We start from the raw sequence: 13,836 nt of genomic DNA, 5'->3' as shown, positions 1-13,836 counted from the left end.
AAATATGGAAAGGAGCATGAACATATGCTTAACAAGAAAACAGTTGACGATTTAACCGGATTACAGGGAAAGAAAGTACTCGTAAGATGCGACTTTAACGTACCGTTAAAGGATGGCGTGATTCAGAACTACAACCGTATCGACGGAGCGATTCCGACCATTAAGAAATTACTTGATCAGGGCGCGAAAGTAATCCTTTGCTCCCATTTAGGAAAGCCGAAGGGTGAGCCGCTTCCGGAGATGTCCCTGGCACCGGTAGCTCCTGCTCTGAGCGAGAGACTTGGCGTAGAAGTGAAATTCGTGGATGACCCGAAGGTAACAGGACCAGAGACACAGAAGGTTGCTGCCGAATTAAAGGATGGCGAAGTATTATTACTTCAGAATACCCGTTACAGAATCGAAGAGACAAAGTACGGAAAAGATGAGAACGCAGAAGGCTATGCGAAAGAACTGGCTGATCTCTGCGACGGCATTTTCGTTAACGATGCATTCGGTACCGCTCACAGAGCCCACTGCTCCAACGTAGGCGTTACCAAATACACCACAACCAACGTAGTTGGATACTTAATGGAAAAAGAAATCAAGTTCTTAGGACAGGCTGTAGAAAATCCGGTTCGTCCGTTCGTTGCCATCTTAGGCGGAGCGAAGGTTTCCGACAAGATCAATGTAATCAACAACCTGCTTGACAAGGTAGATACCCTGATCATCGGCGGCGGCATGGCTTATACCTTCGAGAAGGCGCAGGGCGAGGAGATCGGCAATTCCTTATGTGAGGAAGATAAGCTGGATTACGCTCTGGAGATGATTAAGAAGGCTGAAGAAAAAGGCGTGAAGTTATTACTTCCGGTTGACCATGTAGAAGGCAGGGAGTTCTCCAACGATACAGAGCGCAAAGTCGTGGATGTGATCGATGCCGGCTGGTCAGGCTTTGATATCGGACCGAAGACCATCGCTCTTTACAAGGCGGCTTTAGAAGGCGCTAAGACTGTTGTATGGAACGGACCGATGGGTGTATTCGAATTCTCCAACTTTGCGGAAGGTACTCTGGAAGTATGCCGCGCCGTTGCTGACTTACAGGACGCTACCACCGTTATCGGCGGCGGGGATTCCGTGAATGCCGTGAAGAGACTTGGCTTTGCTGACAAGATGACTCATATCTCCACAGGCGGCGGCGCATCCTTAGAATTCCTGGAAGGCAAAGAACTGCCGGGCGTAGCTGCTGCAGATAACAGGCTGTAAGCACGGAACGAGGTTTTTCGAGCCTTAGTCGAACGGAACATACAATGATTTAAAGGAGAATAAAATAAAATGGCAAGGAAAAAAATTATTGCTGGCAACTGGAAGATGAATATGACACCAACAGAGGCAGTAGAACTGGTTAACACTTTAAAGCCGCTGGTTGCGGGTGGAGATGCAGATGTAGTATTCTGTGTACCGGCTATCGATATCATTCCGGTTGTGGAAGCGGCAAAGGGAACCAACATTTTAGTTGGCGCCGAGAATATGTACTATGAGGACAAGGGCGCCTATACCGGCGAGATCTCCCCTGCCATGTTAGTAGACGCAGGCGTAAAATACGTGGTTATCGGCCATTCTGAGAGAAGAGAATACTTTGCTGAGAGTGACGAGACCGTAAACAAGAAGGTATTAAAGGCCTTTGAATACGGAATCACACCGATTATATGCTGTGGAGAGTCCTTAACTCAGAGAGAGCAGGGAATCACCATCGACTGGATCCGTCAGCAGATCAAGATTGCTTTCTTAAACGTACCGGCAGATAAGGCGGCGGCAGCAGTTATCGCTTATGAGCCGATCTGGGCCATCGGTACCGGCAAGGTCGCTACGACCGAGCAGGCGCAGGAAGTATGCGGCGCGATCCGTGCATGCATCGCTGAAATCTATGATGAAGCTACGGCAGAAGCGATCCGTATCCAGTACGGCGGTTCTGTATCCGCCGGAAGCGCTCCGGAACTGTTTGCACAGCCGGACATCGACGGAGGCTTAGTAGGCGGAGCTTCTCTGAAGCCAGACTTCGGAAAGATTGTTTGCTATAACAAATAAGTAATGAATAATACAGGATCGTGAAGAATCCTGTAATGAAAAGGGTGGGGACAGTCACTGGAGGTGGCTTCTCTGCCTTTTTCTTTCCTGAAATGTGGCGGGGGTTATGCGCAATCAGTTGACAATTCATAAGAAAACGTGAATAATGGTAATGAATATACCGATACCCGGGGGGAGAGAATGGGTAAAGAAGGAGGAAGTATGGATACAAAAGAGCCGGAACTGATGCAGAAGAGTATTGAGATCGATATGGAACGGATCCGGAAGGAACTGTGTGAACAGGAACTGCTTCCGGGAGCGTATTGTCAGGAGTATGAGATATTTAAAGTGATTTACCGGTTTATGGCGCGAAGACTGAGACGAACGAAGGAGGATGCCTATATCATCCTTCTGACTCTGACGGACAGGAAGGGAGAACTGCCCTGTCTTAAGAACCGGAGCGGCCAGATGGAGCTTTTAAGAGAAATGATCCAGTATTCGATCCGCTGTGGAGATGTATATACGAAATACAGCAGCTGCCAGTTCCTGATTATGGTGACGGATTTATCTGAACCGGAGGCTGATATGGTTGCGAACAGAATTACGGATGCTTTCTACCAGAAGCTTGGGGGAGATGCGGACCAGGTGCTGCTGCACCATTGCTATCCCTTAAAAGCCGCAGAAACAACGGCAGCCGGAAGTGAAGGCTGAACTGTTACGATATGACAAATATTTGTCATTCAGCAGTTGCAAGATATCCGTAAATCATGTAGAATATAGAGTTGTGAGAAGATAATTACCATTATATAGAAAAAACAAGATAAGGAGATTAAGATATGAGCAAGAAACCAGTAGTACTTATGATACTTGATGGATACGGCCTGAATGATAACTGTGACCACAATGCAGTCTGCGAAGGCAGAACTCCGGTTATGGACCAGCTGATGAGTCAGTGCCCGTTTGTAAAGGGTAATGCCAGCGGTCTTGCCGTTGGACTTCCCGACGGACAGATGGGAAATTCCGAGGTTGGCCATTTAAACATGGGAGCCGGCCGCATCGTTTATCAGGAACTGACAAGAATTACAAAATCTATCCAGGACGGCGATTTCTTTGACGTTCCTGAGTTTTTACAGGCTGTGGAGAACTGTAAGAAGAATCATTCTGCCCTTCATTTATGGGGACTCGTCTCCGACGGAGGTGTACACAGCCACAATACCCATATCTACGGACTTTTAGAACTTGCCAAACGAAACGGACTTGACAAGGTATATGTACACTGCTTCCTGGATGGCCGTGACACACCGCCTGCATCAGGCAAGGGCTTTGTGGAAGAGCTGGAAGCAAAGATGAAGGAAATCGGAGTGGGAAAAGTAGCCTCCGTCATGGGCCGTTATTACGCGATGGACCGTGATAACCGCTGGGACCGCGTGGAACGCGCGTACAATGCCCTGACAAAGGGAGAGGGAAAGACTGCTGTCAGCGCTGCCGACGGGATTCAGGCTTCCTATGACGCGGAAGTAAACGACGAGTTCGTGGAGCCGTTTGTCGTAGTGGAGGCTGGAAAGCCGGTTGCCGTTGTAAACGATCATGATTCTGTTATTTTCTTCAATTTCCGCCCGGACCGTGCAAGAGAGATCACGAGAGCATTCTGTGACGATGAGTTTAAAGGCTTTGCAAGAGAGAAACGCTTAGACTTAACGTATGTATGCTTTACCGATTACGATGATACGATCGCGAATAAGCTGGTTGCATTTAAGAAGGAAGCCATTGTGAATACCTTTGGCCAGTACCTTGCGGACCATAATATGACACAGGCGAGAATCGCCGAGACAGAGAAGTATGCCCATGTTACCTTCTTCTTCAACGGCGGAGTGGAGGAGCCGAACAAGGGAGAGGACAGAATCCTAGTTCCGTCTCCGAAGGTGGCTACCTACGATCTTCAGCCTGAGATGAGCGCACCGGCTGTCTGCGACAAGCTGGTGGAGGCGATCAAATCCGGAAAGTATGACGTTATCATCATCAATTTTGCCAACCCGGATATGGTTGGCCATACGGGAATTGAAGATGCGGCAATCAAAGCGATCGAGACGGTGGATGCCTGTGTCGGAAGAACGGTGGACGCTGTCAAGGAGACAGACGGCATCTTGTTCATCTGCGCGGACCACGGAAACGCCGAGCAGCTGGTAGATTATGAGACCGGCACACCGTTTACCGCCCATACCACAAACCCGGTTCCGTTCATTTTAGTGAACGCAGATCCGTCCTTCAAGCTGCGTGAAGGCGGCTGTCTGGCGGATATTGCACCTACGTTAATTGAGTTAATGGGCATGGAACAGCCGAAAGAGATGACTGGAAAGTCATTATTAGTGAAGTAAAATTCGGGAAATATCAGGTAAAAACGACATAAACATAAAAGAAAAGTCATGATATGATATCAAATATAAAAAAATAGTTATGAAAAGTCGAAAAAGGCCGCATATCTGAACCTTATGAACCGGAGGGATTACCGACGGGGAGGAGGGAACCGGGGAGCGGTCTTTTGAGAACAAGGGAAAGGGGAATTGCCATGTTGGACAAAAAAGTTGCAGAACTCATTAACGTACAGGTGAATAAGGAATTTTACTCGGCGTATCTGTATCTCGATTTTGCAAATTACTACCGCGAGGCAGAGCTGAACGGATTTGCGAACTGGTATCAGGTGCAGGCACAGGAGGAGAGAGACCATGCGATGCTGTTCATGCAGTATCTGCAGAATAACAGCGGGAAGGTGACTCTTGAGGCGATCGATAAACCGGATAAGCAGTTTGAGGATTTTGGCGGTCCGCTGAAGGCCGGGCTGGAGCATGAGATCTATGTGACCGGGCTGATCCATGCGATCTATGATGCGGCGTACTCTGTAAAGGATTTCCGCACCATGCAGTTTCTCGACTGGTTTGTGAAGGAGCAGGGGGAAGAAGAGAAGAACGCCGATAATCTGGTGAAGCGGTTCGAGCTTTTTGGACACGATCCGAAGGGGCTGTATATGCTGGATTCTGAGATGGCGGCCCGCGTATACAACGCTCCGTCTCTGGTGCTGTAATGGGAAACAGCCTGCTTGACAAGTGCGCAAAAGAAATCTATACTGAATATGCAAGGGTTTCTAAACAACTCCCTTAGCACTAAAGGAAAGATGAATATGAGAAAACCACTTATTATTCAAACAGATTTTGGCACTGCGGACGGAGCTGTCTGCGCAATGTATGGAGTATCCTATGGGGTAGACCCGGAACTTCGTATTACGGATTTGACACATGAGATTCCCCAGTATGATATCTGGGAAGCATCCTACCGGCTGATACAGACGGTGAACTACTGGCCGGAAGGCTCTGTATTCGTCAGCGTCGTTGATCCGGGAGTGGGATCCACGAGGCGGAGCATCGTGGCGAAGACCACCACGGGGCAGTACATAGTGACTCCTGACAATGGGACTCTGACCCATGTGAAGCGGATGTGCGGAATCACGGAAGCGAGAGTGATCGATGAGAATGTGAACCGTCTGCCGGGATCGGGAGAGAGCTACACCTTCCATGGCCGTGATATTTACGCGTATACCGGGGCAAGACTGGCTGCCGGCGTCATCACCTTCGAGGGAGCAGGCCCTTCCGTGGATGTGGAGAGTGTGATCGAGCTTCCGGTGGTGGAAGCGGCTTATAACGGCGACAGAGTGAGCGGTACGATCGACGTGCTCGACGTCAGATTTGGAAGTCTGTGGACCAATATCTCCAGAGAACTGTTTTTAAAGCTTGGTGTGAAGCACGGCCAGCGTGTGGAAATCAGCATCGAGAATGAGACGAGAACCCTGTATAAGAACATTCTGGTTTATGCAAAGAGCTTTGCCGACGTTTATGTAGGCGAGCCTCTCATCTATGTGAACAGTCTGGACTGTATGGCGGTTGCCATCAATCAGGGAAGCTTTGCAAAGGCATATAACATCGGGACAGGGAATAAGTGGCAGATTACGATGCGTAAGGCGCCTAAGATCATATATGAAGATTAAAACTGGACTTGATTCAGTAACGGAATAAGGAAACGGCTGTCCGCCGCTCCGGAATAAGGAGCGTGCGTGCAGCCGTTTTTTCGCTTTACGATACCGGTTTAGACGGTGACTGCGTATTTGATGACGTGGTCAGCCTGCTTTTCAAACACCTCGTAAGCCTCCATAATATGTGCCAGATCCGTCCGGTGGGTGATAAGACAGCTGGTATCCAGCCTGCCTTCATCGATCAGCTTCATAATTTCACCGCAGGAATTGGCGTCGACGCCTCCGGTCTTAAAGATCAGATTTTTCCCGTACATGTCAGGCAGAGGGAGGATCTGCGGTTCCTCATAGAGGGCGACGACACAGACAACCGCGTTTGGACGGGCAATCTGCCAGGCGGTCCGGAAGGTATTCTCTCCTCCGGCGACCTCCAAAACGGAGTCAGCGCCCCGGCCGGAGGTGAGCTCCAGCACTCTTTCCAGTATGGGACCACTGCATGGATTTAAGGTGTAATCGGCGAGACCGCGGCTCCTGGCCAGATCCAGCCGCTCCTCAGAGGTATCGATGGCAATCAGCTTCCCCGGATGATAGAGGCGGGCGCACATCATGGTGCATAAGCCGGTAGGGCCGGCCCCGATAACGGCTACCGAATCTCCCTCCTTAATGTCCGCCAGTCCGGCGCCCCAGTAGCCTGTGGAGAGTATGTCTCCCGTAAAAAGTGCCGATTCATCGGTCACGGAATCGGGAATCGGCGTGAGGCCGTTGTCTGCAAACGGAATGCGGACGTATTCCGCCTGTCCCCCGTCGATGCGGCAGCCGAGAGCCCAGCCTCCGTGCTCATCGGTGCAGTTATTGACGTAACCGCGCCGGCAGTAAAAGCATTCTCCGCAAAAGGTCTCCACATTGACAGCCACTCTGTCTCTGGGTTTTACCCGTGTCACCTCACTTCCGGCTTCCTCCACGACTCCCACAAATTCATGACCGAGGATGGTGCCGGGAACAGCTCTTGGAACCGCCCCGTGAAGAATATGGATATCACTGGAACAGATGGTTGTGAGCGTAACCCTTACGATGGCGTCTTTGGGGCTGATGATGTGAGGAACCGGCCGTTCTTCGAACCGCAGGATTCCATTGCCTTCGTAGACGGCGGCTTTCATGGTTTTCTTTGAGTGGTGATTGTATGACATGACAGTTACCTTCCTTTTTTTATTGCTTTCATTATAGGCCATATGTTCCTTAAATACAAGAATCGAAGTACCGTCCGAAAGACTGAACAAAAAACAAAAGGATTCCTCCTTAAACTTTGTAGAAATATGTTGACAGAAGGGGTTCTCTGTACTAAACTTAACTTGTTGAACAAGTTGAACGGGAGGTGCTTATGGTTAAGAGATGTACCGGGGAAGATGAGAGCAGACTGCTGGATTTTTTGGAGAAAGATGCGGTCTATCACACGTTTCTGCTTGCGGATATCAGGAATTACGGGTTCGATCAGGAGTTTCAGACTGTGTATGCAGGACTGGAGGAAGAGAGAATTACTCATGTTTATCTGAAATTTTACGGAAACTTAATCGTGGCAGGAGATGCAAAAGGCATCGACGGGGAGTTTTTAAAAACACTCACCGAAGACTGGAAGCCGGATGTGGTCATGGGAAAGGCGGAGCTGACGAAGGCGGCCGGCCGGTGGCTTCCGGGATATGAGCTGGCGGAGAAGAATCTCTATCTTCTGGAGGAGGGAACGCACCTCATCGATGAGAACGGACTGCCGGAGGGCGTGACCATGAAAAAGGGCGTGCCGGGAGATGAGGATAAGATTCACGGTTTTCTCATGACGATCCCGGAGATCCGGGCGCTTTATACTTCCAAAGAGATGATCGCGGACCGGCTGAAGAGCGGAGACGGGACCCATCTCTATCTGGAACGGAACGGGGAGATCATTGCCCATGTAAACAGTGCGGCGCAGAGTCCGTTTACCGTGATGCTGGGCGGGGCGGCTGTGAAGGAAACGGAGCGGGGAAAGAATTATGAGGCGATGCTGGTCAGCCGGATCAGCCGTGACATTCTGGCAGAGGGGAAGAAACCGTGTCTTTTCTGCGACAGAGAGTCAGAGCATAATTTATTTGTACATATCGGTTTTATAAAGGCAGGAGCCTGGGGAACGCTGACTCCCCGGAAGGCGGAAGAGGGAAAGAGCAGGCTGCCGTCCTACATTCCCGTCTATAACCGGCTGTTTCAGGATCTGATGGATGGCGTATACGAGAAGGACAGCCTTCTTCCCAGTGAAAATGTGCTGGCAGCCGCCTATAAGGTGAGCCGCAATACGCTGAGACAGGCACTCACTATCCTGGCGCAGGATGGATTTATCTATAAACGGCAGGGGAAGGGAACCTTCGTATCCTACGACTGCCGCAGAAGGGAAAAGAAGAACCTGTATAACTTTTTGAGGGAGTGTGCCAAGGAACCGGTGAGCCGGGTAACCATGGACTACAATATCGGGCTTCCGACCAATATCGCAAAACAGAAATTACAGCTTAAAAACGGGGAAGAGGTTCTTGCGAGCAATAACGTATACTGGGGCGAGGAAGGGCCCATCGGCCAGTCCTTTCTGCAGATTCCCATGGAGCTGATCACGGGAAGCGGCATAGACGGAAAGGAACCGGACGAGGAACAGCTTCTTCATTTTATGGACAGTATGATTTATCAGAAGGCGGTGAAAGCCCACATGACGATTCAGGTGGTGGCCGCTGACGAACAGGTGATCTCCTATATGAATATCCCGGAGGGAACCGTGCTTCTTCATATGGAACAGATTTTATACGGGCCGGATTTTTCACCCGCCGCCCGGATTAAATATTATTTCATTCCTGACAAATATCAGGTTGACTGTCAGCTGCAGGCATAACCGGTAAACAAGGAGGCATACATGGATACGAATAAGAAACCAATGATTCAGTTCAATTCATTCCAGTTTCACTATTTCAGCCAGGCGGAACCGACCCTTCATGACATTAATTTGACGATCTATGAAGGGGAAAAGGTTCTCATTGTCGGCCCCAGCGGGAGCGGTAAGAGCACCCTGGGAAACTGTCTAAACGGTCTGATCCCTTTTGCCTATAAGGGAGAGATTGAAGGAAGCCTTAAAATTAACGGCAGGGAGACGAGGGAGATGAACATCTTCGAACTGTCGAAAATGGTGGGAACCGTGCTTCAGGACGCGGATGGCCAGTTCATCGGGCTGACGGTGGGCGAGGATATCGCGTTTGCCCTGGAAAACGACTGTGTGGACCAGGGAACGATGAAGGAAACCGTCCAGAGAGTGGCGGACATGGTGGACATGGGTAATCTTTTAAAATCTTCTCCCTTTGAGCTGTCCGGAGGACAGAAGCAGCGAGTATCCTTCGCAGGAGTTATGGTGGATGACGTGGATATCCTGCTGTTTGACGAGCCGCTGGCCAATTTGGACCCGGCCACGGGTAAGACGGCTATCGATCTGATTGACCATGTGTGGAAGGAACTGGGAAAGACGGTGGTGATTATCGAGCACCGTCTGGAGGATGTGCTTTACCGTGATGTAGACCGGATCGTGGTGGTCAATGATGGAAGGATTGCAGCAGATATGACGCCGGACGAGCTGATCGCGGCGGATATCCTTCCGGGAATGGGAATCCGTGAACCCCTCTATGCCACGGCGCTGAAATACGCGGGAGTCAGTGTGACGCCGGAGATGCGACCGGGCCGTATGGAAACGCTCCGGATAGAGATGGTAAAGGAGGCAGTACAGAAATGGGCCTTGAGCCGCGTACCGGACCGGGAGGTCAACGACAGGCCGGACATTCTGACGGCGGAGCATGTAAGCTTCCAGTATACGAAGAAGCGCAGAATCTTAAAGGATTTAAGCTTCCATATCCGGGAAGGGGAGATGGTCAGCATCGTAGGCACCAACGGCGCGGGAAAGAGCACCCTGGCCAAGGTCATCTGCGGATTTGTTACGGAGGATGAGGGGCGTCTTCTGTATGAAGGGGAGGATTTAAAGGGAAAAACGATCAAAGAGCGTTCCCGGATGATCGGTTTCGTCATGCAGAACCCCAACCAGATGATCTGTAAGCCCATGATCTACGATGAAGTGGCGCTAGGACTGAGGATTCGCGGTGTGGATGAGGCGGAGATCGAAAAACATGTGGAAAAGGCGTTAAAGATCTGCGGCCTGGCTCCGTTTAAGAAGTGGCCTATCTCCGCGCTGAGCTTTGGCCAGAAGAAGCGCGTTACCATCGCCTCCGCCCTGGTTCTGGATCCGAAGATTCTGATTCTGGATGAGCCTACGGCCGGGCAGGATTTCCACCACTATACGGAGATCATGGAGTTTTTAAAGAGCTTAAACAGCGAGGGAGTCACCATCATTATGATCACCCACGACATGCATCTGATGCTGGAGTATACGCCTCACGCCATAGTCATTGCCGACGGGGAGAAGATCGGGGACGCTACATCAGCGGAGATTCTGACCAACGAATCGATAACGGAGAGGGCGAATTTAAAGATTACCTCCCTCTATGAGCTGGCTGTGGAATGCGGAGTAGAGGATCCGGAGGGCTTTGTTCAGAACTTCATCGATTACGAAAGGGGGCTTCGCCACGTATGAAAAGCAAATTGTTCGACTACATAGACCGGGATAATTTTATCTTTAATTTATCGGGACTTACCAAGCTGGTATGTTTCATCGGTTTGACCTTTGCGGTCATGTTTTCCTACGATATCCGCTATATCCTGTTTGTCATGGTACTGTCCGTCATCTTTTTCGCCATGTCGGGTCTGCAGTTTAAGCAGATCAGGCTGATGACGATATACGTGGTCATCTTTCTTTCTGTCAACTTCGTGCTGACCTATATCTTCAGCCCGCAGTATGGCACGGAAATATACGGTACGTCTCACGAACTGTTTCGGATTAACAGCCGCTATATTGTAACGGAAGAGCAGCTGCTCTATCAGGTGACGAAGGTGACGAAATACGCTTCCGTGGTCCCTCTGGGAATGATCTTCCTGCTGACCACCAATCCCAGCGAGTTTGCGGCTTCCATTAACCGTGTGGGCTGTAATTACAAGGCGGCCTACGCGCTGTCCTTAACGCTCCGGTATTTCCCCGACACCATCCGGAATTACCAGGATATCGCGCTGGCACAGCAGAGCAGAGGGCTGGATTTATCGAAGAAGGAGAAGCTGGGGACGAGAGTGAAGAATGTGATGAACATCTGCGTGCCCCTGATATTTTCCACGCTGGACCGGATTGAACTGATCAGCAATGCCATGGACTTACGCGGCTTTGGCAAGAAGAAAAAGCGTACGTGGTATGTGGCAAAGCCGTTAAAGACCGGGGACTGGTGTGCGATGGCGGTGGCGCTTGTGATTTTCCTGGGCTCTCTGTGCATGACGTTTTTTGTCAACGGAGGCTCCAGGTTCTATAACCCGTTCATTTAAAATTTATTATAATAAAGGAGAAAAGCTATGAAACCAATTTTAGTATTTCAGACCGATTTTACTTACAAAGAAGGCGCAGTCAGTTCCATGTACGGGGTCGTAAAGTGTGTGGACCGGGAACTGGAGATCATGGATGGCACGCATGAGCTTCCGCAGTTTGACACCTGGAGCGCCAGCTACCGTTTGTATCAGAGCCTTCAGTTCTGGCCGGAAGGAACCGTATACGTGTCTGTTGTTGATCCGGGAGTGGGAACCAGGCGCCGCGCCTGTGTGGCAAAGACGGTTGACGGTTACTATATCGTAACCCCGGATAATGGTTCTTTGACGCATGTGAAGAAGATGATCGGGATCGAGGCGGTGCGTGAGATCGACGAGACGGTCAACCGTCTGAGAGGAAAAGGAACAGAAGGCGTCGCCATCTTCCACGGCCGCGACTTATTTGGATATACGGCTGCCCGTCTGGCCAGCGGAATCATCGATTTCGAGGGGGTAGGTCCGGAATACCCGGTGGAGGAGATCGTGGAGCACCCGATCCTGGAGCCGGAGATTACCGAAGGAAAGGCTTGCGGCGTATTCGAAATCAACGATCCCAACTTTGGGAACTTATGGACGAACATCCGGCTGGAAGACTTTAACCGCGCGGGATTTGCCTATGGTGACTACGTGAACGTGACAGTGAAGCATGAAGGAGAGGTTGCTTTCCAGCAGAAGGTATTATTCCACCAGAGCTTTGGTTTCGCCGAAAAGGGCGATCCGATGATTTATAATAATGAGCTCATGAAGGTGTCTCTGGCCGTCAGCCAGGGAAGCTTCTGTGAGAAGTACGGTCTGGGTTACGGACCGGAATGGACGGTTGAGTTTACAAAATAGCTTGACAAATTATGGGAATTTGAGTAGTCTTAACTCGTAATCTATCAACCAAAGGAGGGTAATCATGAAAAAGTTATTTGAGTTCAAAACAAAGACCATCGTTGCAACGGGACTTGGCGCGGCTTTATTCACTCTGCTGTTTATGTATGTGAAGATTCCGACCGGAATTCCGGAAACCGACATCCAGACCGCATACGGCATCGGCGCATTTTTCGCCGCTCTGTTCGGGCCGATCGCGGGCGGACTGATTGCATTCATCGGACATGCGCTGTCCGACTCCATTCAGTACGGTTCTGCATGGTGGAGCTGGGTGGTTGCCAGCGGCCTTTCCTGCTTTATAATCGGTCTTGTATATCCGAAGCTTCATGTGGAAGACGGTGAGTTTGGCAAGAAGGATATCATTCTTTTCAACGTTTACCAGATCATTGGCAATGCCATTGCATGGATTATTGTTGCTCCGATTCTGGACATCCTGATCTATGCGGAGCCGGCAAACCTGGTATTTACACAGGGCGTCGTAGCTGCCATCAGCAATGCGATTTCCTCAGGCGTCATCGGTACCATCCTGCTGGTGCTTTACAGCAGGACACGTTCCAAGAAGGGCAGCCTGACAAAGGAATAAATCAGTATAAAAGGGCCGCCGTCTGCAGGCAATGTCTGCAGGCGGCGGCCTCTTTTATAACCGAGTCCATTACTCATCAAACAGTTTGGAATAGATCTCTTCACACAGTGCATCCACATAAGCCTGGTCCGGAAGGTCTTTTGAGGTAACCAGGAGATCAGAAATCAGCTCGAACCGCTTTAGATTCCTCTCATCCTCGCTTAAGTCAGAAAAGTCGGCATCGAGCCGTCCGTCAATGTCCTCTCTCCGGTAGGCGGAAAGAAACCAGGAGATCAGTTCCTCCGTCTGCTTTTCCTCCGCCTCGATGTCGCCGGCCATGGCTTTTGCAGAGCGGAATGTCATGACGGCGATGATCAGACAGCCGATTCCCATAACAGTCAGCGTTCCCTGAATCAGGTATTTGGAAAAGCCTGTCATCGGCATGTCGAAAATGCCTGCCCAGCACAGAAGCGCAAAGATGGTGATAGCTCCTCCTACCAGTAAAAATGCGGAGGCGCTGGATTTGCGGTCTTCGTATTTCTGGGATTTTTTCACGTAGGCAGCGGGGGGACGCGCCGGTTTTTCCTGCCTGGGAAGCTCTCCGGATTCTTCTGCGGAGTCATCTTCTTTTGGGTACTCCGGCGGCAGAGCGTCCGGTTCACCGGGCTGCGATGCGTTCTGCACGGCGAGGGCCTCCTCCTTTGACTCGAACAGAGGGCCGCCGCAGTCGGAACAGACGGTAACTCCTTTGATAAATTCCATGTCACATTTGGGACAGTATGGCATGACGTTCTCCTTTGCATATGGTAATATAGTTAAATTATACCTCTTAATCCTC

General features: G+C 50.4%; 13 protein-coding genes. 11 read left to right on the top strand and 2 right to left on the bottom strand.

Features of this window, described 5'->3' with window-relative positions; genetic code table 11:
- The first annotated feature begins 24 nt into the window (after window positions 1–24).
- The 6 genes from NE473_RS18695 (at window position 25) to NE473_RS18670 (ending at window position 6,076) form a co-directional block, all read left to right on the top strand.
- Window positions 25–1,239 (top strand): phosphoglycerate kinase, encoded by a 1,215-nt coding sequence (locus NE473_RS18695; RefSeq protein WP_006773220.1) that lies wholly within the window; start codon window positions 25–27, stop codon window positions 1,237–1,239.
- Between the two features lie 69 nt (window positions 1,240–1,308).
- Entirely contained in the window at window positions 1,309–2,061 is a 753-nt protein-coding gene (gene tpiA / locus NE473_RS18690) for a triose-phosphate isomerase (RefSeq protein WP_006773219.1), read from the top strand.
- A 201-nt stretch (window positions 2,062–2,262) separates the two neighbouring features.
- Window positions 2,263–2,751, top strand: coding sequence for a hypothetical protein (locus NE473_RS18685; RefSeq protein ID WP_242866239.1), 489 nt, complete (start codon window positions 2,263–2,265; stop codon window positions 2,749–2,751).
- Window positions 2,752–2,876: 125 nt separating this feature from the next.
- Complete coding sequence (gene gpmI, locus NE473_RS18680; protein ID WP_055651790.1) at window positions 2,877–4,415, top strand: 2,3-bisphosphoglycerate-independent phosphoglycerate mutase; 1,539 nt, start codon at window positions 2,877–2,879, stop codon at window positions 4,413–4,415.
- Between the two features lie 191 nt (window positions 4,416–4,606).
- Window positions 4,607–5,119: a ferritin gene (locus tag NE473_RS18675; RefSeq protein WP_039891491.1), complete on the top strand. Its 513-nt coding sequence runs from the start codon at window positions 4,607–4,609 to the stop codon at window positions 5,117–5,119.
- Window positions 5,120–5,215: 96 nt separating this feature from the next.
- Window positions 5,216–6,076 carry an SAM hydrolase/SAM-dependent halogenase family protein gene (locus NE473_RS18670; RefSeq protein WP_022030903.1) on the top strand — a complete coding sequence of 287 codons (861 nt, stop codon included), beginning with the start codon at window positions 5,216–5,218 and terminating at the stop codon, window positions 6,074–6,076.
- A 98-nt stretch (window positions 6,077–6,174) separates the two neighbouring features.
- Here NE473_RS18670 and NE473_RS18665 read toward each other — a convergent pair whose 3' ends face one another.
- A complete protein-coding gene (locus NE473_RS18665) occupies window positions 6,175–7,215 on the bottom strand; it encodes an alcohol dehydrogenase (protein WP_432762484.1) in 1,041 nt (346 codons plus the stop codon).
- A 221-nt stretch (window positions 7,216–7,436) separates the two neighbouring features.
- Here NE473_RS18665 and NE473_RS18660 point away from each other — a divergent pair, with 221 nt between their 5' ends.
- The 5 genes from NE473_RS18660 (at window position 7,437) to NE473_RS18640 (ending at window position 13,019) form a co-directional block, all read left to right on the top strand.
- Window positions 7,437–8,957 carry a GntR family transcriptional regulator gene (locus NE473_RS18660; protein WP_006773212.1) on the top strand — a complete coding sequence of 507 codons (1,521 nt, stop codon included), beginning with the start codon at window positions 7,437–7,439 and terminating at the stop codon, window positions 8,955–8,957.
- Between the two features lie 21 nt (window positions 8,958–8,978).
- Entirely contained in the window at window positions 8,979–10,694 is a 1,716-nt protein-coding gene (locus NE473_RS18655) for an ABC transporter ATP-binding protein (protein ID WP_055651789.1), read from the top strand.
- Window positions 10,691–11,527 (top strand): energy-coupling factor transporter transmembrane component T family protein, encoded by an 837-nt coding sequence (locus NE473_RS18650; RefSeq protein WP_006773210.1) that lies wholly within the window; start codon window positions 10,691–10,693, stop codon window positions 11,525–11,527. The genes NE473_RS18655 and NE473_RS18650 overlap by 4 nt, the downstream gene beginning before the upstream one ends.
- A gap of 27 nt (window positions 11,528–11,554) precedes the next feature.
- Window positions 11,555–12,397 (top strand): SAM hydrolase/SAM-dependent halogenase family protein, encoded by an 843-nt coding sequence (locus NE473_RS18645; RefSeq protein ID WP_055651788.1) that lies wholly within the window; start codon window positions 11,555–11,557, stop codon window positions 12,395–12,397.
- Window positions 12,398–12,461: 64 nt separating this feature from the next.
- Entirely contained in the window at window positions 12,462–13,019 is a 558-nt protein-coding gene (locus NE473_RS18640; RefSeq protein ID WP_006773208.1) for an ECF-type riboflavin transporter substrate-binding protein, read from the top strand.
- Between the two features lie 69 nt (window positions 13,020–13,088).
- Here the strand turns inward: NE473_RS18640 and NE473_RS18635 are convergent, their stop codons facing one another.
- A complete protein-coding gene (locus tag NE473_RS18635) occupies window positions 13,089–13,784 on the bottom strand; it encodes a hypothetical protein (RefSeq protein WP_055651787.1) in 696 nt (231 codons plus the stop codon).
- Window positions 13,785–13,836 lie beyond the last annotated feature (52 nt).

Origin of the sequence: Hungatella sp. SL.1.14 (assembly GCF_024460495.1) — a bacterium.
GTDB classification, from domain to species: Bacteria; Bacillota; Clostridia; order Lachnospirales; family Lachnospiraceae; genus Hungatella; species Hungatella hathewayi.
The sequence above is the reverse complement of the archived record's forward strand: the minus strand, read 5'-3'. Positions and strand labels throughout refer to the sequence as shown.